Source organism: Verrucosispora sp. FIM060022 (assembly GCF_003977705.1).
Classification (GTDB): domain Bacteria; phylum Actinomycetota; class Actinomycetes; order Mycobacteriales; family Micromonosporaceae; genus Micromonospora; species Micromonospora gifhornensis.
In genome coordinates this window covers 139019-161957 of the sequence record NZ_RQIV01000011.1, presented here as the reverse complement: position 1 = coordinate 161957, position 22939 = coordinate 139019, and the positions used below count along the sequence as shown (strand labels likewise).

The following is a 22939-nucleotide window of genomic DNA, read 5'->3' as shown; positions in this document are numbered from 1 at the left end:
CGCTCAGCTCGCGGTCAGCTTGTAGCCGGCACCACGTACGGTGCGGATCAGGCGTGGACTGGCCGGATCGTCCTCGACCTTGGCCCGCAGCCGCTGCACCGCCACGTCGACCAGCCGGCTGTCGCCGAGGTAGCCCTGCTCCCAGACCCGTTCCAGCAGCAGCTCTCGGGTGAAGACCTGCCCCGGGCGGCGGGCCAGCTCCAGCAGCAGCCGGAACTCGGTGGCGGTCAGCGGCAGCTCGTGACCGTCCCGGCGGGCCACGAAGGCGCCCGGGTCGATCTCCAGGCGACCGATCCGCAGCGGGCCCGGCTCGGGTGCTGCGACGGCGCGGCGCAGCAGCGACCGTACCCGGGCCACCAGTTCGGGCAGGTCGAAGGGTTTACGCAGGTAGTCGTCGGCGCCGCACTCCAGCCCGACAACCACGTCGATGGTGTCGGTGCGGGCGGTGAGCATGAGGATCGGCACCGCGCTGCTGCGCCGGATCTCCCGGCACACCTGCAGACCGTCCAGGCCCGGCAGCAGCACGTCCAACACGATCAGATCGACCGACCCGGCGCGCCAGGCGGCCAGACCCTGTCGACCGTCGGCGGCGGTGTCCACCCGGAACCCGGCGCGGCGCAGCCCGAGGGCGGTGACCTCCCTGATGGAGGCGTCGTCCTCGACCACCAGCACGCGGCCGTCCATGACGTACCCAGGGTAGTCCCGCTCACCCCGGTCGTCGCTCGCCGTGACGGTCGGCGGCGGGTGCCCGAACGCCGGACACCCGCCGCCACTACCGGTCACTACCGCCCCTGCCGATCACTGCTGCCACTGGTGTGCCACGTCGAGGACGATCCGGCTGTGGGTGCCCGGCCCGGCCAGCACGCGGACCCGGAACGGCAGCCGGGCCCGTACGCCGACGGCGAAGGTGCTGTAACCCTCGAAGCTGCCGCCGAAGACCACGTCGCGCAGCGTCTGGTAGCGCAGCACGTTGGCCACGTGGTCACCGACCCGGTACGGCACGGTGGCGAGGTGCTCGTCGTCGTAAGCGGGCGCCCGCAACGACACCCGCAGCAGCGCGCCACCCGCGGTGTACGGCGACAGGGCCAGTCCTTCCCCCTCGGTGTACGTCTCGCCGTAGCCGATCGAGTAGCCGGTGACCGTCCCGTCGAACTCGAACACCACCCGGTCGTAGCAGTCATGCCGGCCGGTGCGTACCTCGGTCAACGGGGCGTCGCTCAGCGCGCCGGCCACCTTGTCCCCGCTGCCCCAGGTGATTCCGCAGTACGGCTCGCCGGTCGCGGTCGCTGCGGCTCTTGTGCCGGCGGTGGCCGTCGTACCGGCGGTGGCCGTCGTGCCGGCGGTGGTCAGGAGGACGGCGCACGCCACCGCCAGGGCGGCGAGAGTTCTGCTGATTCGCATCGTGGATCTCCTCTCCGCTGCCGGCCCGCCCGTGCGGGCCGGTGATGCTCGTGGAGTCCACCGTCGACACGCTTCGCCACCGCGCCTTCACCGGGACGTAACAGCCGGGCAACGCCGTGCGGGCGGTATGACACTTCCGCGATGACACCTATTGACTGATGTCTACTAATATCCACGGACATCGATCGCGGTGCGTCGATGCGCCGCGGGTTTCCGCAGGGGAGTACGAGATGATCCGACAGAGACTGCTGCGCGCGGCCACCGTCGCGCTGGCAGCGGTGCTGGCCGCGACGGGGCTGCAGGTGGCCACCGCCGCCAGCGCCTCCGCCGCCCGAACCGTCTACTACGACGCGAGCCGGGCCGGCGAGTTCCGGACCAACTTCGACCAGGCCGCCCAGATCTGGAACAGCAAGGTCAGCAACGTCCGGCTGGTGCCCGGCACCCCCGCCAACGTCACCATCCTGGTCGACACCGGCTGGCCCCGGGCACAGGTCACCGGGCTCGGCTCCGGCCGGATCTGGATGGGCTGGCAGGCAGTCAACCAGGGCTACCACCGCACCCGGATCGCCACCCACGAGTTCGGTCACATCCTCGGGCTGCCCGACCGGCGCACCGGGCTCTGCTCCGACCTGATGTCCGGCAGCAGCGCGCCGGTCTCCTGCACCAACGCCAACCCCAGCGCCGCCGAGGCCAGCCGGGTCAACCAGCTCTTCGCCGGCAGCCGCAGCACCGCCGAGGTCGCCGAGACGTACACCTGGACCGGGGACGAGGCCGGAGGGATCGGCACGCTCGTGGTCAACGGGCGCCCGGCCACCGAGAACTACCCCTGGCTGGTCTACACCTCCGGATGCACCGGCACCCTGATCAAGGCCAACTGGGTGGTCACCGCCAAGCACTGCTCGACCCCCTCCTCGGTGCGGGTGGGCAGCATCAACCGCACCAGCGGCGGCACCGTCGTCGGCGTGAGCCGGGCGGTCAACCACCCGAGCATCGACGTCAAGCTGTTCCAGCTCTCCAGCTCGGTCAGCTACGCGCCGGCCCCGATCCCGACCACCTCGGGCGCGGTCGGCACCGCCACCCGGATCATCGGCTGGGGCCAGACCTGCGCGCCCCGCGGCTGCGGCTCCGCGCCGACCGTCGCGAACGAGCTGGACACCTCGATCGTGGCCGACAGCCGGTGCCTGGGCATCAACGGCCCGTACGAGATCTGCACCAACAACACCAACGGCAACGCCGGCGCCTGCTACGGCGACTCGGGCGGCCCGCAGGTGCGGAAGATCAACGGCGTGTGGAACGTGATCGGTGCGACCAGCCGCGCCGGCAACAACAGCTCCACCTGCGCCACCGCCCCGTCCATCTACGGTGACCTCCCCTCGATCCGCTCCTGGATCAACACCCAGGTCGGCGGTCTGCCCGCCTGACCCTGACACCGCTCGATCACCTGGTGCCCGCGAGCCCGGACAGGGCTCGCGGGCACCACGCCGCTGCGCAGGGCGGCGGGGGCCGGCGGGTGCCGCCGTGGAATAGTGGCTGGTCGTGAAACGGTATGGGGTGCTGATTCTGCCGTCGAGTAACCGGGTGTACTCGGGGGCGGCTGTCGAGTTGACGCGGGCGGAGCTGGAGATCTTCGGCGGGGCGGTGCTCGGCGGGCGACTCGGGGCGGTGGAGACGACCACCGTGGGTGGCGTCCCGTACGTCACGTTCGGTGTCGAGGGCGGGCTGGGCGAGCGGGACGTGGCGTTGCTGAGCAACCTGTCCAGCGCGTACGCGATCTTCGAGTTCGTCGATGATCTGCTGCGTCCGGTGCCGCTGACCCGGCTGGACCGCTACGACGACGACCTGGTCACCATCCAGAAGTACCCGGGCAAGACCAACGAACAGTTCACCAAGCTGCTGCTCAACGTCACGCTGCTCGCCTCGACCTGGGCCGACGAGCTGCTCACCCGGCGGTTCCGGGTGATCGATCCGCTGTGCGGCCGGGGGACCACGGTCAACCAGGCCATGATGTACGGCTTCGACGCCGCCGGCCTGGACCGCGACAGCAAGGACTTCGAGGCGTACCAGACGTTCCTCAGTACCTGGCTCAAGCGCAAGCGGGTCAAGCACCGGGTGCTGGAATCCGGGCCGGTACGCCGGGAACGCAAGGTGGTCGGCCGTCGGCTGCGGCTGGAGGTGGCCGCCTCGAAGGAGGCGCACAAGGCCGGCGACGTGCAGACCGTGGACGTGGTCAACGCCGACACCACCCGGATCGGCGAATTCTTCCGCCCGGAGAGCGTCGACCTGGTGGTCGCCGACGCGCCGTACGGTGTGCAGCACGGCAGTCGTACCGCCGACGGGCTGGCCCGCGATCCCCTGGCCCTGCTCGCTGCGGCCGTGCCGGGCTGGGCGCGGCTGCTGCGTCCCGGCGGCGCTCTCGGCATCTCCTGGAACACCAACGTGGCCCGCCGGGAGGCTGCCGCCGAACACCTGACCGCCGCCGGCCTCACCGTCCTGGACGACGGTCCCTGGCGCACCCTGTCCCACCGCGTCGACCAGGCCATCGTCCGCGACATCCTCGTAGCCCAAAAACCCACCCCCTAGCCCCCTCCCACCCACCCTCCCCTCCCCTCCCCACCCCACCCCGCAGGCACCCCCACCCCGCAGGCACCCCCTGCCCGCCGATCTTGCACTTTCGGTCGCCGTGATGAGGCTTTTGTGGCTTATGCCGCGACACAAAGTGCAAGATCGACGGGGTGAGGCGCGGGGCGGGGTGGGGGAGGGGAGTGGATGTTGACGGGGGTCGGTGGGGGTGGGAATATCGACTGTTGTGAGTGTTAGCGCTCACAGTTCTGGTGTGCGCTGGGGACTAGTGGCAGGAGTGGGGATGAGGATGAGGGTGCGATGGCTTGCGGTGGTGGCCGCGGTCGGTCTCGCGGTGAGTGCGGCGGTGACAGCGGCGGGCACCGCCAGTGCGGAGTCCAACGGTGGGGTACGGGTGATGCCGCTCGGTGACTCGATCACCGAGGGCACCCAGATCCCGGGCGGCTACCGGATCGGCCTGTGGCAGCGCCTGGTCAACGGCCGATACACGGTGGACTTCGTCGGGTCGCAGTTCAACGGGCCGAGCAGCCTCGGTGACCGGGACCATCAGGGGCACCCCGGCTGGCGCATCGACCAGATCGACGCCAACATCGTCAACTGGCTGAACACCCAGCGACCGCAGACCGTGCTGCTGCACATCGGCACCAACGACATCCTGCAGAACTACAACGTCAGCAGCGCACCGAACCGGCTCTCCACCCTGATCGACCGCATCACCAACACCGCCCCCAACGCGGAGGTGTTCGTCGCGCAGATCATCACACTGTCGAACACCAACCAGGCGGCGGCGGTACGCACCTTCAACGCCGCGATTCCCGGCATCGTGCAGAGCAAGGTGAACGCGGGCAAGCGGGTGCACCTGGTCAACATGCACGCCGCGCTGACCACCGGCGACCTGATCGACGGCGTCCACCCGACCGCCAACGGCTACGACAAGATGGCCGCGGTCTGGTACAACGCCCTGCAGTCGGTGCCCGGCAGCATCGGCACCCCCGGCAACGGCGGCACTCCCACCCCCACCCCGGTTCCCACCGCCGGCGCGATCGTCGGCAACCAGTCCGGCCGGTGCGTCGACGTGCCGGGCTACAGCACCGCCAACAGCACCCAGTTGCAGCTGTGGGACTGTCACGGCGGCACCAACCAGCAGTGGAGCTACACCTCCGGCCGGGCGTTGACCGTCTACGGCAACAAGTGCCTCGACGCCGAGGGGTACGGCACCTCCCCGGGCACCCGGGTCACCATCTACGACTGCCACGGCGGGACGAACCAGCAGTGGAACCTCAACGCCAACGGCACCATCAGCGGCGTGCAGTCCGGCCTCTGCCTGGACGCCAACGGCGGGGGCACCGCCAACGGCACCCGGCTCGTCCTCTGGACCTGCAACGGCCAGGCCAACCAGCAGTGGAGCCGGCGGTAGTCAACACCACCGGCCCCACGCTCTGACCCGGCCCGGCCTCAGCGGGACTGAGCCTGCGGCCGGGCCGGGGCGGAGCCGAAGGTGGTGAGGAAACGGTCGCGGAAGGAATCCATCGACCAGACCGGGGCGGTGGCGTCCGGGGTGAGGCCGTCCTGCCAGCCCCAGTCGGCGATCCGCTCCAGCACGGCGGGATCCTTCGCGATCAGGTGGATCGGCACGTCCGGGCTGGCATTGTCCCCGGTGACCACCGGCGCGGGCTGGTGGTCACCGAGGACCACCAGCACCGTGTCGTCGTCGCCGTGGGTCTCCAGGTAGGAGATGAGGGTACGCAGGGTGTAACTGACCGCGTGTCGGTAACCGGTACGGGCCTGTGCCGTCGGCGTACCGATGATGCCCTTGCGGAACACCTCGCCGTCGTCGATGTCGTCCCAGTCGACGAGCGAGGGCACCTTGGTCCAGGGGGAGTGGCTGGAGACCAGCGCCAACTCGGCCATCACCGGCCGGTCCCGCGGCCCGACCCGCTCCCGGGAGTGGAACTCGTTGATGGCGTACTGGTCGGGCATCGGGGAGAAGGCGAACCGGGGACCCCGGTAGCCGAGGTCAGGGCCACTGTAGAACTGCTCGTAGCCGTAGAACTTCCCCTCCGGCCAGGCCTGGTTGACCGCCGGCATGACCCCGACGGTACGCCAACCGGCGCTGCGGAAGGCGTCGCCGAGGGTGAACCGGTCGCTGGCCAGCAGGCTCTTGTGCCGCTGGTTGTTGTCGATCCACAGCCCGGACAGCAGGGTGGCGTGGGCCAGCCAACTGCCGCCGCCGATGGTCGGCGAGGTGAGGAAGCCGCTGCGCGAGGAGAAACCGGCCGCCTGCAACCGTCCGGCGCCGTCGTCGAGCAGCCGCTGCACGGAGGCGAACTCCGGGTCGGAGACCGCGTCGCGGCCGTAACTCTCCACGAAGGCGATAAGCACGTCCTTGCCGCGCAGCCCGGTCAGCAACTGGTCCGCCGGCACGTCCCGGAACGGGTCCGCACTCACCTCGGTACGGAACGCCGCCCGGTCGTTGATCCGTTCGCGGACCTCCGAGACGTGCTCGTAGACGATGGTGCTGGCGTTGCTGTCGGCGACCAGCACACCGGTCACGATCCGGGCCTGGAACGCGGCCAGCAGCGCCCAGACCAGCACCAGCGACGCGACGACCCGGGTGCTGGCGGTACGGTGCCGCGCCAGCACCCGGGACAGCCGTACCGTGGACAGCGCGGTCAGCACCGGCACGGCCAGCAGCACCAGCACGACGCCGACGGCGATGGCGATGGCACCGGGCCGGCCGATCGACTCGGCCACGAAGGTGAACGCCTCGTCCAGCAGGGACCAGTCCAGCACCAGGTCGAACGGCCGCCCCAACGAGGAGTAGAACCCGAGGTCGCCGATCTTCACCAGCACCACCAGGCCGAGCAGCACTCCGGCGACGGCGGCGACCACCCGGCGGGGGCGGCCGGGCAACGCGAGCAGCGCGGCGGCGAGCAGCAGCGCCTCCAGCGGAATCCGCAGGAACGCGCCGGCCTGCATCCGCCACGGCTGGTTGGGCAGGGTGAAGGCGGCCAGGACCAGCACGACGGCCAGTACGGTGACCACCCGGGCCAGCATCCGTCGGCGGCCGGACCGGGCAGGGGCGTCGGAGGCCTCGGTCAGCGCCTCGGTGTCCGGGGAGTCGGTCGTGGGAAGGCGCTCGGCGGTGTTCGTGGCGCGCGCCGCATCGGTGGTCGACAACTGGTTTCTCCCGGGTCAGCGCAGCGACAGGACAGGCGCGGGGGGCAGGTCGCGTTCCTCGACCCGGTCGAGCGGACGACCGCGCAGCGGCACCGTCGCGACGACGATCCCGGAGACGGTACGCGGCAGACGGCGCCGCCACAGCCAGGCCACGTCCCGGCCGAACGACTCGACCAGCAGCCCGAGCGCCGCGAGCAGCACCAGCAGGGTCACCCGCGCGGGCAGCAGCTGGGAGGCGGCGACGGCGAGCACGATCCCCTGGACCGCGGCGACCACCTTCCGCCAGTACCGGGGCGGGAGTTGCGCGTCCATCCAGGGCAGTACCCAGCTCGCGGCGAGGAAGGCGTACCGCATCAGGCCGATGGCGAGCACCCAGACCCCGACCGACGGCGCCACGTAAAGGCTCAACATCAGCACCAGGATCGAGTCGACCTCCATGTCGAAACGGGCACCGAGCCCGCTGACCGTTCCGGTCCGCCGGGCCACCTTGCCGTCCACCGCGTCCAACGCCAACGCGACCACGGTCAGCACCACCAGCACCACCGTCGGCGCGGGCCGGCCGGCGATCAGCGCGTCGGCGATCAGCGCCGTCACCGCCCCCACCAGCAGCCCCCGACCCATGGTGACCCAGTCGGCCGGGCCCAGTCGGGGCGTGCCGGCGCGCCGCAGCGCCCGGATGAGTGCCAGGCAGGTCACGGCACCGTACGTCAGGCCCGCCAGCCAGCCGGCGACGCCGAGGCCGACCGTCGCGGCGAGCCCGCCCAGCAGAACGACCTGGACGAGCATCCCGATTTGCGGACCGGTTCGAACTGTGGACACCGTGCCTCCGTGTTTATGATCGACGACCCCTGTCAGGAAGTACGGAAAACATGACGGATCGGTTCGGTCCGGACGCAGGTGAGGAGAAGAACCGGTGACGCGACCCGCCCGCGCCTTCTGGCTGCGCGCACCCGGTGCGGGAGAGATCCGACCGGTGACGCTACCCGAACCGGGCCCCGACGAACTGCAGGTACGCACCCTGTTTTCCGGAGTCAGCCGAGGCACCGAGACCCTGGTGTTCGCCGGCAAGGTGCCGGACAGCCAGTACGCCACGATGCGCGCCCCGTTCCAGGAGGGCGACTTCCCGGCCCCGGTCAAGTACGGCTACCTCAACGTCGGCGAGGTCGAACAGGGCCCGGCCCACCTGCGTGGACGTACGGTGTTCTGCCTGTACCCGCACCAGAGCGCGTACGTGGTGCCGGTCGACGCGGTGACCGTCGTACCGGAGCAGGTGCCGGCGTCCCGCGCGGTGCTGGCCGGCACGGTGGAGACCGCGGTCAACGCGCTGTGGGACGCGCCACCGCTGATCGGCGACCGGGTCAGCGTGGTGGGCGCCGGCATGGTCGGCTGCGCCGTCGCGGCGCTGCTGGCCCGCTTCCCCGGCGTGGCGGTGGAACTCGTCGACACCGACCCGACCCGGGCCGAGGTGGCCGCCGCGCTCGGCGTCGACTTCGCCACCCCCGAGGCGGCCACCGGCGGTCGTGACCTGGTGGTGCACGCCAGCGCCAGCGCCGCCGGCCTCCAACGCGGCCTGGACCTGCTCGCCCCTGAAGGCACCGTGCTCGAACTGAGCTGGTACGGCGACCGTCAGGTGCAACTCTCCCTCGGCGCGGCCTTCCACTCCGGGCGGCTGACCATCCGCAGCAGCCAGGTCGGCATGGTCGCCCCCGCGCGCCGCAGCAGCCGCGGGTACGCCGACCGGATCGCGCTCGCCCTCGACCTGCTGGCCGACCCGGTCTTCGACGCGTTGATCACCGGGCGGTCGGCGTTCGCGGAACTGCCCGACGTTCTTGCCCGACTCAGCGCCGGCAGCCTGCCCGCGCTGTGCCACCTCATCACCTACGACGGGGAGTGACTCCGTGTTCAGTGTGACCGTCCGTGACCACATCATGATCGCTCACAGTTTCCGGGGCGACGTCTTCGGCCCCGCGCAGCGGCTGCACGGCGCGACGTTCGTGGTCGACGCCACGTTCCGCCGCCCGGATCTCGACGCCGACGGCATCGTGGTCGACATCGGGCTGGCCACCGACCAGCTCAAGACCGTGCTCGGCGAACTGAACTACCGCAACCTGGACGACGAGCCCGCCTTCGCCGGCACCAACACCACCACCGAGGTGCTGGCCCGGACCATCGCCGACCGGCTCGCCGACCGGGTGCACGCCGGCGACCTGGGCGCCGGCGCTCACGGGCTGACCGGCATCACCGTCACCCTGCACGAGTCACACGTCGCCTGGGCCAGCTACGAACGGTCACTGCCGGGGGCGAGCGGCACCGGCGCCTGACGTGCCGGGCGTGCACGTGATCCTGCCCGGCGACATCGACGACCCGGCCACACCCAGCGGCGGCAACGGCTACGACCGGCGGATCTGCGCCGGGCTCGCCGCCGCCGGCTGGTCGGTCCGCGAACATCCCGTACCGGGAGCGTGGCCGGCACCGTCCCCGGCGGAGCACGCCCGGCTCGCCGAGCTGCTCACCGCCCTGCCCGACGGCGCGCTCGTCCTGGTCGACGGGTTGGTCGCCTCGGTGGTGCCGGACGCCCTGGCCGCGCAGGCCCGGCGGCTGCGGCTGGTCCCGCTGGTGCACCTGCCGCGCGACGACGACACCGAGGCGCGGGCCCTGGCCAGCGCCACCGTCATCGTCGCCACCAGCACCTGGACCCGCGACCGGCTGCTGCACCGGTACGCGTTGCCGCCGTCGCTGGTGCACGTCGCCGCCCCCGGGGTGGACCCGGCGCCGCGGGTCACCGGATCACCGGCCGGTGCGGCGCTGCTCTGCGTCGCCGCGGTCGCCGCCCACAAGGGCCACGACCTGCTGGTCGAGGCGCTGGCGGCGGTGACCGACCGGGACTGGACGCTGACCTGCGTCGGCCCGCTGCACCGCGAACCGGACTTCGTCGACCGGCTCCGCACGCAGATCACCACCCACCGGCTCGACGACCGGATCCGGCTGGCCGGTCCGCTCTCCGGTGACCTGCTGGCCGCCGCGTACGCCGGCGCCGACCTGCTGGTGCACCCGTCACGCGGGGAGACGTACGGGATGGTGGTCACCGAGGCGTTGGCGCGCGGTATCCCGGTGCTCGCCACGGCGGTCGGTGGCCTGCCCGACGCCCTCGGCCACGTCGCCGGGGAACGCCCCGGCGTGCTGGTGCCGCCCGAACAGCCGGCGGCGCTGGCCGACGCGCTGCGCCGCTGGCTGGACGACACGTCCCTACGGGCGCGGCTGCGCCGCATCGCCGCCCGGCGACGGACCACCCTCGACGACTGGACGAGCACCACCACCCGGATCACCACGGCCCTGGAAGAGGCGATGGCGTCATGACCGAACAGCAGGCAGTTCAGGATGCGCCCATCGAGCTGCCGCCGGACTTCGCGCAGTGGCTCGCGCTGCGGGAGCCGGCCGACGTGGCCGCCCGCGCCACGGACCTGGTCGACACGGTGCGCGGCACGCTGACCGGCGACACGCCGTACGTGGTGCATGACCTGGGGGCCGGCACCGGTTCGCTGGGCCGCTGGCTGGCCCCGCTGCTGCCCGGCCCGCAGCACTGGGTCCTCTACGACCAGGACCCGGACCTGCTGGCCCGGGCCCGCGCCGGCATGCCCACCGTCGCCGCCGGCGGCGCGCCGGTGACGGTGCAGACCCGCCGCGGTGACCTGACCCGGCTCACCGCCACCGACCTGGCCGGCGCGGCGCTGGTCACCGCCTCGGCGCTGCTCGACATGCTGACCGCCGCCGAGATCGAGCGGTTGGTCGCGGCCTGCGCGGGGGCCGGCTGCCCGGCGCTGTTCCTGATCTCGGTCACCGGTACCGTGCGGCTGACCCCGGCCGACCCGCTCGACGTCGAGATCGCCGACGCGTTCAACGCCCACCAGCGTCGCACCGTGGGGGGCCGACACCTGCTCGGCCCCGTCGCCGTCGACGCCTGCGCGGCGGCGTTCACCCGGCACGGGATCACCGTGCGGACCCGGCCCAGCCCGTGGCGGCTCGGGCCGGAGCAGGCCGCCCTGACCGCTCAGTGGTTCACCGGCTGGCTCGACGCGGCCTGCGAGCAACGCCCGGAACTGGTCGATCTCACCCACGAGTACGCCAAGCGTCGACGCAACGAGGCTAACGCGGGCCGACTCGGGGTACTGGTCGATCACACCGACCTGCTGGCCGTACCCCGTTGAACCGGCGGCCCGCGAGTTACGTGCGTACAGTCAGGGAAAGATCACCATGCCGGGAGGCTTGCGTGGCGGACGAAGCTGGTGGCGTCGGGTCCACGGCGGCCCCGACCGGCCGGTCCTTCTGGGCCTGGCTGCGCCTGGCGCTCGGGCTCGCTGTGCTGGTGGGGCTGCTGTGCTGGCTGGGCACCGGGCCGTTCCTGGCCGGGCTGCGCCTGATCGACGCGCCCGCGCTGGCTGCCGCGCTGGCCTTGGGCGCGCTCACCACCGTCTGTGTCGCCTGGCGGTGGAGCCTGGTCGCCGGCGGGCTCGGCGTGGGGATGCCGCTGCGCGAGGCCGTGGCGCACTGCTACCGGGCCGTCTTCCTCAACGCCACCCTGCCCGGCGGGATCCTCGGCGACGTGCACCGGGCGGTGCGGCACGGCCGTGACGTCGGTGACGTCGGTCGGGGCATCCGGGCCGTGGTGTGGGAGCGTGTCGCCGGCCAGGTCGTGCTGGTCGCCGTCGCCGTGGTGCTGCTGTTCGCCTTCCCGTCGCCGGTGCGGCCGTACCTGCCGGTGGCCACCGCGGTCGTGGTGACCGCGCTCGTCGCCGTGGTGCTGGCCGCCCGCCTGCTGCCGCACTCGGGGGCCTCCCGGTTCACCCGTGCGATGGTCACCGCCGTGGCCGACGTACGTGCCGGGTTGCTGGGCAAGCGCACCTGGGCCGGGGTGCTGGTCGCCTCCGCGCTCGCGGTCGCCGGGCACCTCGCCACGTTCCTGGTGGCCGCCCGCACTGCCGGTTCCACCGCACCGCTGACCCTGCTGCTGCCGTTGACCCTGCTGGCCCTGCTCGCGATGGGGGTGCCGGCCAACGTCGCCGGGTTCGGCCCCCGCGAGGGGGTGGCCGCGTGGGCGTTCGCCGCCGCCGGCCTGACCGCCGCCGAGGGGGTGGCCACCGCAACGGTGTACGGCGCCCTGGTGCTCGTCGCGAGCCTGCCCGGAGCCGCCGTGCTGCTGGCCCGTCGTGTCCGTGTACCCGCCACCGTCTGACGAGGAGAGCCATGTCCGAATCACTGCCTGCCGCCACCATCCGGACGCAGGTCACCGTGCCGCTGCGCTTCTCCGACGGATACCAGACCACCGCCCGGCTGCACACCTTCGACGGGCTGGTCGACGGTCGCGAGCACCTCGCCTTCGCCCTCGGTGACCACACCGCCGCCGGGGCGGTGCCGCTGGTCCGTCCACACAGCGAGTGCCTGACCGGCGACGTGTTCGGCAGCCAGCGCTGCGACTGCGGTCCCCAGTTGCGCGAGGCTGTGCAGCGCATCGCCGAGGTCGGCGGGTACCTGCTCTACCTGCGGCAGGAGGGTCGCGGCATCGGCCTGTACGCCAAGCTCGACGCGTACGCCCTGCAGGACGCCGGGCTGGACACCTTCGAGGCCAACGTCGCCCTCGGCCACGACGAGGACGAGCGGGACTACACGGTCGCCGCGCAGATGCTCACCGCGCTGGGCGTCGGGCCGATCGCGGTGCTGACGAACAACCCGGAGAAGACCGACCAGTTGAGCCGGCTCGGCGTCACCGTGACCGAGCAGGTGCCCACCGGCGTGTTCCTCTCCCCGGCCAACGCCGACTACCTGGCGGCGAAGGCCAGCCGCGCCGCCCGTGCCGCCGACCTCCCCGCCGTCCGGTGACCGGCCAGGCCACGGCCCGCCGGCCGTACGTGCTGCTCAGCTGCGCCACCTCGATCGACGGCTACATCGACGACGCCACCGACGAACGACTGATGCTGTCCAACGACGCCGACCTGGACCGGGTCGACGAGGTACGCGCGAGCTGCGACGCCATCCTGGTGGGTGCCGGCACCGTCCGTCGCGACGACCCCCGCCTGCTGGTGCGCTGCGACCGCCGCCGCGCCGACCGGATCGCCCGTGGCCTGCCGGAGTCCCCGATCCGGGTGACCGTGACCGGCTGCGGGGACCTGGACCCGACCGCCCGGTTCTTCACCGTCGGTGACACCGAACGGATCGTCTACTGTGCCAGCGCCGCGTGCGAGAAGACCCGGCACCGGGTGGGGGAGCGGGCCACGGTGGTCGACGCCGGTGACCCGGTCGACCTGGCAAGGGCCCTGACCGACCTGGCCGACCGGGGCGTACGCCGATTGCTTGTGGAAGGTGGTGCCCTGGTCCACGGCCAGTTCCTCACCGCCGGGCTCGCCGACGAACTGCACCTGGTGGTGGCCCCCTTCTTCGTGGGCGACCGTCGGGCACCCCGCTTCGTCGGTGACGGCCGGTTCCCGTGGCATTCCGCCCGGCGCGCCCAGGTGGTCGAGGCCCGCCAGATCGGCGACGTGGTGCTGACCCGCTACGCCCTGTCGGAACGCTGCGAATTGGCCTGAGCGTCCGGGTCCCCTCGTGCTGACGGTCCGCGGCCTGTCGAGCTGACAGGTTGCAGGTCGAGACGCTGGCCGACAACGTCGCGATGATCCGAGCAGCCACCCAGGCCGGGTTCGTGCGCGAAGGCACCCTGCGTCGCGCGGCATGGGTGCATGGGGACTTCGCTGACCAGGTCGTTCTCGGGCTACTCGGCACCGAATGGGACGCCAACGCGCGGGGCTAGGTGCCGGGCTGTGGCGCCCACCTGTCGCCGAGGGCTGTGTGGAGGGCCAGCAGGGCAAGGCTGATCAGGATCGACGCGAGGATGCCCAGACCGAGACCAAGGATGCCGCGGTCTCGCCGGTTTACGTGCCCGGCCGGAGTCGCCGAAGTCGACCACGGGTGCTCCCGGGCCCACCAGTACAGCAGCCCGAGGCCGTACGGTGTGATGGAGATCAGCCAGAACCAGAACCACCGAGTGCCCCGGACCGGAGCCGGTCCGGCGACGACGACGCCGACAGAGATGGCAGCGAGGACGAGACCCGCCCAGATGACGACGGGTGTCGGTAGGTGGAGTGCGCCGGCCCGGTGTTCGAGGCCGGAGGCTCGCAGGTCCTGCGCGACACCGATGGCGCCAGGTCCGGAGTAGCTGCCATTGTCGACGGTGTCGGTGATGGTCACCTGGTCGAACGTGTCGGTGTCGGTCCAGTGCCTCCGGCCGTCGGGGGTTCTCCACGCGAACAGGGGACCGAGGGTGCCGGAGCTGTGCAAGGCGGGAGTGTCGAACCATCGTGGAGGGCTGCTGGCGTCCCATCGGTCGCCCCACTGGTATGCCGTGATTCGGCCGGCAGCGGCGTCCGCCCTCGCCTGCTCGTAGCCCTGCTGCCGGGGAGCCGTCCACCAGGTCGTCATCGCCGCGAGCAGCCAGAGGAGAACCAGAGCGAGCCGCAGCGCAGGCCACCACCGCCACGTTCGTTCGGCCGGTGCGCCGGGTGAGCCTTCATTCATGATCAGCAGCTCCCGTCGCTTGTCAGTCCGCTCCCCCTCCGCCACCGCCTGAGCCGAACTGTGCCGCGTCGCCATAGGCGGCGTTCTCCGCGATGGCGGCGGAGTGCCGGTCGGGCACCCCTCGGCCCCGCCCGACAACGCCGCGACCAGGGCGCGGCGAACCACGGCGGATGGCACGCATGGCGGATCGGGCTGCTGCCGCCTTCTCCTCGACGGTCTGCGGCCGACGACGGCCACGCCTGTAGATCAGGACCGTGATGCCCATGGCGAGCCCGATGCCGGCGAGCAGGAGATACCACCACATGTGCTCACCGTAGAAGGGGCGTGCATCTGCCGACGAGGCGCAGGCCGCCCGAGAAGCCGGCCTGACCGTCGCTGTGGTCGACCACGACGCGCTGGCGGAGGGCGATGAACAGCGCGGGCGGTGGCGTCCGTACCCGGAGACGACAATTCCATCATCGCAGCGGTGGTGGATCCGCTGCGGCTGGAGTCATCGGGATGACGACCACCTACCGGCTGCGGCGGCAGACGAGCCGCACCTCGCGATTCGCTGCGGTCACCGTCGAGGTCGAGCCATCGAGTGTGCCCGAGGTGGAGGTGACCGCCGCCGTCACCGCAGCACACCGACGGGAAGCCGACCTGGGCGCTCGGTGGGCGCTGCGCGGCCTTCCGGCAGCGGCGAAGGTCACGGTGACCGACGTGCTCACCACCGAGGTCGACACAGCTACGGGAGACGTCCACGAGGCCACCGCCCGCGCCGTGTGGCAGGCCCTGGGCATCGAACACCCGACACCGTACGCGGGGTTCAGCGCCCCCCGGATGGTCGCATCCTGGCTGGACGACATGGCGGGTCGACGGCTCGAAACGGTGACGGAAGCCCGGCACTGGTACGGCAGACGATGCGAGCCCGACGCCACGAGCCTGCTACACGCGTGGCTGCTTCGAATCGGCCCTGCCCGTCGGTCTGCACGGCAGCGGTGACCAGTTGATGCGGGCGAAGGAGGAGCCGTACCGCCCCTACGACATGGGCGAGCACGGGGAGACGAGGGTCGGCCCGGCGCTGCGTCCGGGCATCCTGTCCGGGTTCGTCGGGGCCGGACTTGTCGACGGCGCCGTGATCATCGGCCCGGACGGCGACCTGAGCTGCGCTGGTCTGGTGCTGCGGTTCGACATCGGTGACCTCGTCGTCGGCACGCTCGGCGACGAATGGGTCCTCGCCGTCGGCTCGATACCGACCGCCGTCGCTCCCTACTGGACCATGCAACCTTTCGTGCGCGGTAGCTCGTCAGTCGATGGGCGGGAGTCGGCCGTCCGACGGTCGGGTGCGGCAAACGGCGGCGGAGACGTGCGAGGGGGCGAGGGTGACACGCACTCGCGGGCCGGTGATGCAGGGCATCGCGGGGCAGCCAGGATGTGGTTACCTTCTGATATGCCGCATCCCATCATGTTCGACGAGGCGGACCCGGTCCTGGGCCGGGTGCGGACCCTCGCCCTGGCCTTTCCCGACGCGGCCGAGAAGGTCTCCCACGGGCGTCCCGCCTTCTTCACCACAAAGGTCTTCGCCTACTACGGCGGTTCGGTGAAGGTCGACGGCGTCTATCACCAGCACGACCAGTCGGTGATGGTGCTTGTCGACCCCGAGGAGCGTGCGGCGCTGCTGACGGAGGAGCGGTGCTTCGTGCCGGCCTACCTGGGCGCCTCCGGCTGGGTCGGGGTGGACCTGACCGACGACACCAGCTGGGACGAGGTCGGCGAGCTGCTCGACGCCAGCTATCGACTCACGGCCGGGGCCCGCCGGATCGCGCGGCTCGACGCCCGGCGGCCCTGAGCATCCCGCAGCCGCTCAACCGAAGGCACCGGCGCGGGCGGCGGTGGCCATGCGGCGGGCGACATGTACGGCCGACCTGGCGCGGCTCCTCAGGGGATGAGTCGGTCGAGCAGGTCGAACCGCTCGTACGGCTGGTCGTAGTCGCCGAAGTGCCCGTCGTCGCGCACGATCTGGGTGCCGCCGAGCCGTTCGAACATGGCGTGTCCCTGCCGGTCGTCACAGCCGTACGGGTCGGTGCGGGAGTTGACGAAGTAGATGTCCCGCACGTGTTCGCGGATCGCGGCCCAGTCGTAGCTCGGTTGCAGGACCGGCTCATCCTCCGTGTTGGGCGGGGTGCAGTAGCCGGCGACCAGGATCGCCTGGGCGACTGTCACGTCCAGGTGTTCCAGGAGGGCGAGCAGCAGGGCAGCCCCGCCGGAATGCCCCACCAGGACGGTGTCCCCGTCGAAGGTGTGGCTGCCCAGCACCTTCGGCAGGAACGTGGTGATCGGCTCGACGTTGATGCCGGGGTGGTGCGGCACCTCGACGGCGTATCCCCGGCCAGCGAGCTGCCCGGCCAGCCAGGGATACCAGCAGTTGTCCGGGCTGCCGCCGGTCCCGTGGAAGATGATCGCGTTGCGTCCCACCGTGCCCCCGTTCGCGTTTCGCCGATCCAATCACCCGGGTCCGACACAATCGGCGGGCCGGTTCACCGCCCGTGCGCCGAAACGGCGGCGGGTGGGCCGTCGGCGGAGTCTGGGGCGCGGTCGAGGAACATCAGCCGGGCCCGCTTGTGCGGCAGGTCGATCAGGGGCCCTTCGACGAAACCGGCCCGTTTCAGTCGGGCGATCGCCTTGTCGTTGCGGGCGTCCGGCTCCATCACCAGCCGCAGCCGGGTGGGGTCGGTGAAGACGAACGCGATGAACTCGGCCAGCAGGGTGCCGGTGAAGCCCGGCTCGGGGCGGACCGGGGTGCCGATCAGCAGGTGACCGCCGTGGTCGCCGGGGCGTACCGGGTAGCACTCGCCGACCGGGTCGTGTTCGGGCTGGTAGGTCTGGAACAGCGCCACCGGCTGCCCGTCGCGCAGGGTCAGCCACGCGTGGTGGGTGGGCAGCGAGTCGACGTACCGGTAGATCTCGGCGACCCGGTCGCGGTCGGCGTCGCGCATCCCCCAGAACCGGGCCCGTTCCTGGCTGGTCCAGCCGTGGATGACCGCGGCGTCGGCGTCCGGGTCGACCGGCCGGAAGGTGACCGTCCCGAAGCCGGGGACCTGCCGCTGGTAGTGGTCAGTCATCGTGCTCCTCGGTCAGCAGGTCCCAGTCGCCTGTCACCTCGATCAGTTCGCCGCGTACCCACAGGGGCAGTTGGTCGTCGTGGTGCGGCCCGGCGCCGGTGGCGCCCAGCGGCACCACCCACCGGCTGTTCTCCCGACGCTCCAGGTCCCACACGTAGCGGGCGGCGGGGCCGCGTCCGCACAGGTCGGTGACGCCGGGGATGCCGGAGGTGGCCAGCACGCAGTCGTGGTCACCGGCCAGTTCCGGTCCGGGTGGGGCGGCCGGGTCGGGCAGCGCCCGCCACGGGGCGAGCCGGTGCCGCTCACCCCAGCGGCGGGTGTCGTCGGCCGCGGCGACCTGTTCGGCCGCGGCCCGCACCAGCTCCGCCGGGTCGAGGCCGGGTAGGTCGGCGCGCAGCAGCGAGGGCAGCGCGTACCCGATCCGGGGCAGCAGGGTCAGCCAGGGTGTGAACACCTCCGGGTGGGCCGGTGGTGCGGTCAGCTCGGCCAGCGCCGGGTGGGCGGCGAGCGCGTGGACCACCGCCGTCCGCAGGTCGGCGAAGCGGGCCGCGTCGACGCTGTCGGTGGCCATCCGGCGGTCCCAGCCCAGCAGCCGATCCCGCAGCGTCTGCGCCGGCGCGCTGAGTCCGTCGACGTCGGCGAGCAGTTCCAGCAGCGGTCCGGCCGCCGCCAGGTAGGTGTCGGTGTGCACGGACGCCATCTGCTCGGCCCGCCAGTCGGTGCGCTCGCCGAGCAGCTCACGGATCCGGTCGGCCCGGTACGGCGGGGCGTACTCCACCCCGAGGCCGGCGGAGATGCTGCGTTCGTTGGCCATCACCGCGACCTGGTCGACCGGGCGTTTCGGCATCGGATGCCAGCCCTGCCAGGCGTACGCGGACTCCCAGGCGGGCACCACCCGCAGCCCGTTGTCGGCGTGGCGGCGGGGCACCCGGCCGGCGACCCGGTGCAGCAGCCCACCGGCGGTGTCCGCGGCCAGCGCCACGTTGACCGGCTCCACCCAGCCGTCGAGGGCGGCGTCCAGATCGCCGACCGTACGGGCGCGCAGCAGCGCGGGCAGTACGGCGAAGCCGAGGTCGCCGGTGACCCGGGGCGGATACCGCAGGCTGACCGTCACCTCGGGCTGCTCGTCGGGACCGCCGGAGATCACCGGCCCCCGCTCGGTCTCGATCACCTCGACCTCGACCGGATCAGCACCGGCCACCTCGATGGTCTCGACGTGCCGGTGCACCGGCTGCCACCCCTGCGGCCCGTACGCCTGCACGCCGTCACCGTCGCGGCGCAGCCGTTCGGCGTACACGTCCTGGTAGTCGGCGGAGGCGTTGGTGATGGCCCAGGCGACCGTGCCGGCGTGCCCGAAGTGGGCGATGCCCGGTACGCCGGGCACGGCGAAGCCGAGCACGTCGTACTCCGGGCAGGCCAGCCGGATCTGCTGGTAGATGCCGGGGGCCTCGATGAAACGGTGCGGGTCACCGGCGATCAGCGCTGCGCCGGTGGCGGTGCGCTCGGCGGCGAGCAGCCAGCCGTTGCTGCCGGAGGTGACGTGCCCGTCGACGGCGAACAGCCGGGCCGCGCCCGGACCGAGCCGACGGATCACGTGTTCGCGCCAGAGCTTGCCCGGGAAGCCGGCGAAGAGCACATGATGGCCGAGCCAGATCGCCAGCGGCGTCCACGGCTCCCAGCGTCCGGGGCTCAGCCCGGTCGCGGTGAACTCGGGTGCGCGTGCCGCACCGGCGGCCAGCCCGGCGTTGACCCCGTCGACGTAGCGACCCACCCATGCGGCGGTCGCCGGGTCGAGGGCGGCGTGGCAGCGGCGGGCGGTGTCGTCCAGCCGCACCCGGCGGGCGAAGCTGTCCCAGGCCAGCGCCTCCGGCCCGAGGAAGGCGGCGCTGCTGCCCTGGGAGCGGTGCCGTTCCACCTCGATCTGCCAGGCCCGGTCCCGCGCGGTGACCCGGCCCTGGGCGAACGCCAGCGCCTCGTGGTCGTCGGCGCGCAGATGCGGAATCCCGTACCCGTCGCGGTACCACCGCGCGCTCATGCCGGCACTCCGCTGCGCTGCGTGCCGGCATGAGGCACCACCGCACTGAGCCTGATGATTCGCTCGCTGCGCTCGCTCATCCCCGACCTCCGGTGCGGACGCGGGCGGCCGGGATGACAAGCGGGGTGCCGGTCTCCGGGTCGTCGATGACCCGGCAGGGCAGCCCGAAGACCTCCTCGACCAGTTCGGCGGTGACGATCCGGCGCGGCTCATCGGCGGCCACCACCCGCCCGTCGCGCATCGCGATCAGGTGGGTGGCGTAGCGGGCGGCGTGGTTGAGGTCGTGCAACACCGCGACCAGGGTACGGCCCTGCTCCTCGTGCAGCCGGGCACACAGGTCGAGCACCTCGATCTGATGGGCGATGTCCAGGTAGGTGGTCGGCTCGTCGAGCAGCAGCAGCGGGGTCTGTTGGGCCAGCGCCATGGCCAACCAGACCCGTTGCCGCTGGCCGCCGGAGAGCTCGTCGACCAGCCGGTCGGCCAGGTCGGCGACACCTGTCGCGGCCATCGCCTCGGCCACGATCCGTTCGTCGTCGCGGGACCACTGGCGCAGCAGCCCCTGGTGCGGGTAGCGGCCCCGGGCCACCAGGTCGGCCACCCCGATGCCGTCCGGTGCGATCGGTGACTGGGGCAGCAGCCCGAGGGTACGGGCCACCGCCCGGGCCGGCCGTCGCTGGATGTCCTCACCGTCGAGCAGCACCGCCCCCACCGCCGGTTTCAGCAGCCGGGACAACGCCCGCAGCAGGGTCGACTTGCCGCAGGCGTTCGGGCCGATGATGACCGTGAAGGACTGGTCGGGCACGGCGACGGTCAGGTCGTCGGCGACCACTCGCCGCTCGTAGGCCAGCCGCAGCCCGCTGCCACCCAGCCGGGAGGTCGGCATGTTTGTTGCTCCGTTCTCGTTGTCGCGGGTCACAGCCGGCCCGCCCGACGCTGCGTGGCCAGCAGCCAGACCAGGTAGCCGCCGCCGAGCACCCCGGTCACCACGCCGACCGGCAGTTGGCTGGGGAAGGCCCGCAGCGCCACCTGGTCGGCGACCACGATGATCAGCGCGCCGATGATCGCGGCGGGCAGCAGGTTGGTGCCGGGTGCCCGGGTCAGCCTACGGGCCAGGTGCGGGGCGGTGAGGGCGACGAACGACACCGGGCCGGCGGCGGCCGCCGACAGGGAGACCAGGATGACCGCCGTGGCCAGTAGCAGCATCCGCAGCCGGGGCACGGGTACGCCGAGCCCGGTGGCAGCGTCGTCGCCCAACTCGGTCATCCGCAGTGCCGGGCCGCAGGCCAGCAGCACCGGCACGGTGACCGCGAGGGCGGCCAGCAGCGGTGCGGCGTCGGACCAGCCGCGGCCGTCGAGGCTGCCGGTGAGCCAGAGCATGGCCCGGGCCGCCTCCATCAGCGGGGCGCGGGTCAGCAGGTAGCCGTTGACGCCGGTGAGGATGGCCGACACGCCGATGCCGACCAGCACCAGCCGGTAGCCGTGCACGCCGCGCCGCCAGGCGACCAGGTAGATCAGCAGACCGGTGAGCACACCGCTGATCGCGGCGGCCCCGGCCAGGGCGGCGCTGCTGCCGCCGACGACCACCACGATCAGCGCGCCGGTCGCCGCGCCCTGGGTGAAGCCGAGCACGTCCGGGCTGCCCAGCGGGTTGCGGACCAGGGCCTGGAACACCGCACCGGCCAGCCCGAGCGCGGCGCCCACGGCCAACGCCGTGACCAGCCGGGGCAGGCGCAACTGGGTGACGATGAAATCCTCGGCGGGGCTGCCGCCACCGGTCAGGGTGCGCAGCACGTCGGCCGGTGACATCGGATAGTCGCCGTGGCCGACGGCCAGCACACCGACGGCGAGCGTGAGCAGCAGGCCGGTCGTCCCGACGGCCAGGGCGCGGGGGTGCAGCCGCAACGACAGGCGGCCCGGAACCCGAATCACGATCATGGGCGGGCCGTCCTCGTCCGGGTCACCAGCCAGAGGAACAGCGGACCGCCGAGCACGGCGGTGACCAGCCCCACCTGCAACTCGCCGGGACGGCCGAGGACCCGACCGAGCACGTCGGCGCCGAGCAGCAGCACCGGCGCAAGCAGCGCACAGTACGGCAGCAGCCAGCGCAGGTCGGGCCCGGTGAGCGTACGCACCAGGTGCGGCACCAGCAGCCCGACGAAGACGATCGGTCCGCAGGCGGCGGTGGCCGCGCCGCAGAGCAGCGTGATGGCGACGATCACCGCAGCCCGGATCAGTGCCGGCCGTGCGCCCAGGGCGCGGGCGGTGTCGTCGCCGAGGGCCAACGCGTTGAGCGGTCGCGCGGCGGCCAGCGCGGCCACCAGACCGACCGCGATGAAGGGCAGGACCCGCCGTACGGTGGCGTCGTCGGCGCTGGCCAGCGAGCCGACGGTCCAGAACCGCAGCCGCTGCAGCCCGGCGGAGTCGAGCAGCATCACCGCGCTGACGTACGAGTACAGGGCCGCGTTGAGCGCCGCGCCGGCCAACGCCAGCCGAGCCGGGGTGGCGGTACGGCCACCGCCGACGGCGTAGACGCCCACGGTGACGGCGGCGGCGCCGCCGAGGGCGAACCAGACCTGGCCGGTGCCGCCGCCCACACCGAAGAGCAACGAGGCGGTGGCGATCGCGGCGGCGGCACCGGCGTTGATGCCGAGCAGGCCGGGGTCGGCGAGCGGGTTGCGGGTCAGCGCCTGCACCGCCGCGCCGGCCGTGCCGAGCGCCAGGCCGGCGAGCAGCCCGAGCAGGGTTCGGGGCAGGCGCATCTCGTGCACGACGGCGTAGTCGACGGCACCGGAATCGGTGAGGGCCGCCCACACCTGCGTCAGGGGGATCGGTTTGGCGCCGACGGCGATGCTGAGCACCACCACGACGACCAGAGCCAGCGCGGCGACGGCGAGGCCGGCGGCGCGTGACGCGGCATGACCTGCCCGCGGCGGTGGTTGGTCCCGCAGTGGTGTCGCGGCGGGAGGCGACTCGGTGACGGACAGTGTGAACTCCAGTGCGGTGCGAAACGCCGTGCGGGACTTGACAGGCAGTTAGGTTAGGTTAGCCTAACCGCGGCTGTCCATGGCCATCCGCACAC

General features: G+C 72.3%; 22 protein-coding genes and 2 pseudogenes. 13 read left to right on the top strand and 11 right to left on the bottom strand.

Going from position 1 to position 22939, the window contains the following annotated elements; translation table 11 throughout:
- Nucleotides 1-3: 3 nt before the first annotated feature.
- Nucleotides 4-684: a response regulator gene (locus EG812_RS25120; protein WP_126712994.1), complete on the bottom strand. Its 681-nt coding sequence runs from the start codon at nt 682-684 to the stop codon at nt 4-6.
- Nucleotides 685-798: 114 nt separating this feature from the next.
- Nucleotides 799-1401 (bottom strand): AMIN-like domain-containing (lipo)protein, encoded by a 603-nt coding sequence (locus EG812_RS25115; protein WP_126712993.1) that lies wholly within the window; start codon nt 1399-1401, stop codon nt 799-801.
- Nucleotides 1402-1631: 230 nt separating this feature from the next.
- Here EG812_RS25115 and EG812_RS25110 point away from each other — a divergent pair, with 230 nt between their 5' ends.
- The 3 genes from EG812_RS25110 to EG812_RS25100 all read left to right on the top strand — a co-directional run bounded on the left by EG812_RS25110 (nt 1632) and on the right by EG812_RS25100 (nt 5398).
- Entirely contained in the window at nt 1632-2822 is a 1191-nt protein-coding gene (locus tag EG812_RS25110; RefSeq protein WP_013733783.1) for a snapalysin family zinc-dependent metalloprotease, read from the top strand.
- A gap of 115 nt (nt 2823-2937) precedes the next feature.
- Nucleotides 2938-3981 carry a TRM11 family SAM-dependent methyltransferase gene (locus tag EG812_RS25105; RefSeq protein ID WP_043720803.1) on the top strand — a complete coding sequence of 348 codons (1044 nt, stop codon included), beginning with the start codon at nt 2938-2940 and terminating at the stop codon, nt 3979-3981.
- A gap of 283 nt (nt 3982-4264) precedes the next feature.
- Nucleotides 4265-5398: a ricin-type beta-trefoil lectin domain protein gene (locus EG812_RS25100; RefSeq protein ID WP_126712992.1), complete on the top strand. Its 1134-nt coding sequence runs from the start codon at nt 4265-4267 to the stop codon at nt 5396-5398.
- Between the two features lie 38 nt (nt 5399-5436).
- Here EG812_RS25100 and EG812_RS25095 read toward each other — a convergent pair.
- Nucleotides 5437-7947 (bottom strand): annotated as a pseudogene (locus EG812_RS25095) (CDP-alcohol phosphatidyltransferase family protein).
- A gap of 127 nt (nt 7948-8074) precedes the next feature.
- On the opposite strand from EG812_RS25095, the gene EG812_RS25085 reads away from it, so the two are divergent.
- The 8 genes from EG812_RS25085 to EG812_RS25050 all read left to right on the top strand — a co-directional run bounded on the left by EG812_RS25085 (nt 8075) and on the right by EG812_RS25050 (nt 13960).
- On the top strand, nt 8075-9055 hold the full coding sequence (locus EG812_RS25085) for a zinc-dependent alcohol dehydrogenase (protein WP_126712989.1): 981 nt from the start codon (nt 8075-8077) through the stop codon (nt 9053-9055).
- 4 nt (nt 9056-9059) lie between these two features.
- Nucleotides 9060-9482, top strand: a complete 423-nt coding sequence (locus EG812_RS25080; protein WP_126712988.1) for a 6-pyruvoyl trahydropterin synthase family protein — start codon at nt 9060-9062, stop codon at nt 9480-9482.
- A gap of 10 nt (nt 9483-9492) precedes the next feature.
- A complete protein-coding gene (locus EG812_RS25075; protein ID WP_126712987.1) occupies nt 9493-10518 on the top strand; it encodes a glycosyltransferase family 4 protein in 1026 nt (341 codons plus the stop codon).
- Nucleotides 10515-11366 (top strand): methyltransferase domain-containing protein, encoded by an 852-nt coding sequence (locus tag EG812_RS25070; protein ID WP_126712986.1) that lies wholly within the window; start codon nt 10515-10517, stop codon nt 11364-11366. The genes EG812_RS25075 and EG812_RS25070 overlap by 4 nt, the downstream gene beginning before the upstream one ends.
- Nucleotides 11367-11428: 62 nt before the next feature.
- Nucleotides 11429-12391, top strand: coding sequence for a lysylphosphatidylglycerol synthase domain-containing protein (locus EG812_RS25065; protein WP_126712985.1), 963 nt, complete (start codon nt 11429-11431; stop codon nt 12389-12391).
- An 11-nt stretch (nt 12392-12402) separates the two neighbouring features.
- Entirely contained in the window at nt 12403-13035 is a 633-nt protein-coding gene (locus EG812_RS25060; protein WP_013733791.1) for a GTP cyclohydrolase II, read from the top strand.
- The gene (locus tag EG812_RS25055; protein WP_126712984.1) at nt 13032-13739 is read left to right on the top strand and encodes a RibD family protein; all 708 of its coding nucleotides are present in this window, start codon (nt 13032-13034) and stop codon (nt 13737-13739) included. The genes EG812_RS25060 and EG812_RS25055 overlap by 4 nt, the downstream gene beginning before the upstream one ends.
- A gap of 50 nt (nt 13740-13789) precedes the next feature.
- On the top strand, nt 13790-13960 hold the full coding sequence (locus EG812_RS25050; RefSeq protein ID WP_126712983.1) for a GNAT family N-acetyltransferase: 171 nt from the start codon (nt 13790-13792) through the stop codon (nt 13958-13960).
- On the opposite strand, the gene EG812_RS25045 is transcribed toward EG812_RS25050, so the two are convergent.
- Both EG812_RS25045 and EG812_RS25040 read right to left on the bottom strand, forming a co-directional pair.
- On the bottom strand, nt 13957-14724 hold the full coding sequence (locus EG812_RS25045; protein WP_126712982.1) for a hypothetical protein: 768 nt from the start codon (nt 14722-14724) through the stop codon (nt 13957-13959). The genes EG812_RS25050 and EG812_RS25045 overlap by 4 nt on opposite strands.
- Nucleotides 14725-14746: 22 nt before the next feature.
- A complete protein-coding gene (locus EG812_RS25040) occupies nt 14747-15028 on the bottom strand; it encodes a hypothetical protein (protein WP_126712981.1) in 282 nt (93 codons plus the stop codon).
- Between the two features lie 194 nt (nt 15029-15222).
- Between EG812_RS25040 and EG812_RS25035 the strand changes: the two genes are divergently transcribed.
- The gene (locus tag EG812_RS25035) at nt 15223-15705 is read left to right on the top strand and encodes a hypothetical protein (RefSeq protein WP_199743943.1); all 483 of its coding nucleotides are present in this window, start codon (nt 15223-15225) and stop codon (nt 15703-15705) included.
- Between the two features lie 7 nt (nt 15706-15712).
- Entirely contained in the window at nt 15713-16552 is an 840-nt protein-coding gene (locus tag EG812_RS29775) for an MmcQ/YjbR family DNA-binding protein (RefSeq protein ID WP_233579623.1), read from the top strand.
- An 89-nt stretch (nt 16553-16641) separates the two neighbouring features.
- Here EG812_RS29775 and EG812_RS25025 read toward each other — a convergent pair whose 3' ends face one another.
- From EG812_RS25025 to EG812_RS25000, 6 genes and pseudogenes are all read right to left on the bottom strand, one after another.
- A complete protein-coding gene (locus EG812_RS25025; RefSeq protein ID WP_126712980.1) occupies nt 16642-17178 on the bottom strand; it encodes an RBBP9/YdeN family alpha/beta hydrolase in 537 nt (178 codons plus the stop codon).
- A gap of 62 nt (nt 17179-17240) precedes the next feature.
- Nucleotides 17241-17825 (bottom strand): GNAT family N-acetyltransferase, encoded by a 585-nt coding sequence (locus EG812_RS25020; protein ID WP_126712979.1) that lies wholly within the window; start codon nt 17823-17825, stop codon nt 17241-17243.
- A complete protein-coding gene (locus EG812_RS25015) occupies nt 17818-19860 on the bottom strand; it encodes a penicillin acylase family protein (protein WP_126712978.1) in 2043 nt (680 codons plus the stop codon). The genes EG812_RS25020 and EG812_RS25015 overlap by 8 nt, the downstream gene beginning before the upstream one ends.
- A gap of 76 nt (nt 19861-19936) precedes the next feature.
- Complete coding sequence (locus EG812_RS25010) at nt 19937-20743, bottom strand: ABC transporter ATP-binding protein (protein WP_126712977.1); 807 nt, start codon at nt 20741-20743, stop codon at nt 19937-19939.
- Between the two features lie 29 nt (nt 20744-20772).
- Complete coding sequence (locus EG812_RS25005; RefSeq protein ID WP_126712976.1) at nt 20773-21795, bottom strand: FecCD family ABC transporter permease; 1023 nt, start codon at nt 21793-21795, stop codon at nt 20773-20775.
- A pseudogene (locus EG812_RS25000) lies at nt 21792-22888 on the bottom strand (FecCD family ABC transporter permease). Before EG812_RS25000 ends, EG812_RS25005 begins: the two are co-directional and overlap by 4 nt.
- Nucleotides 22889-22939 lie beyond the last annotated feature (51 nt).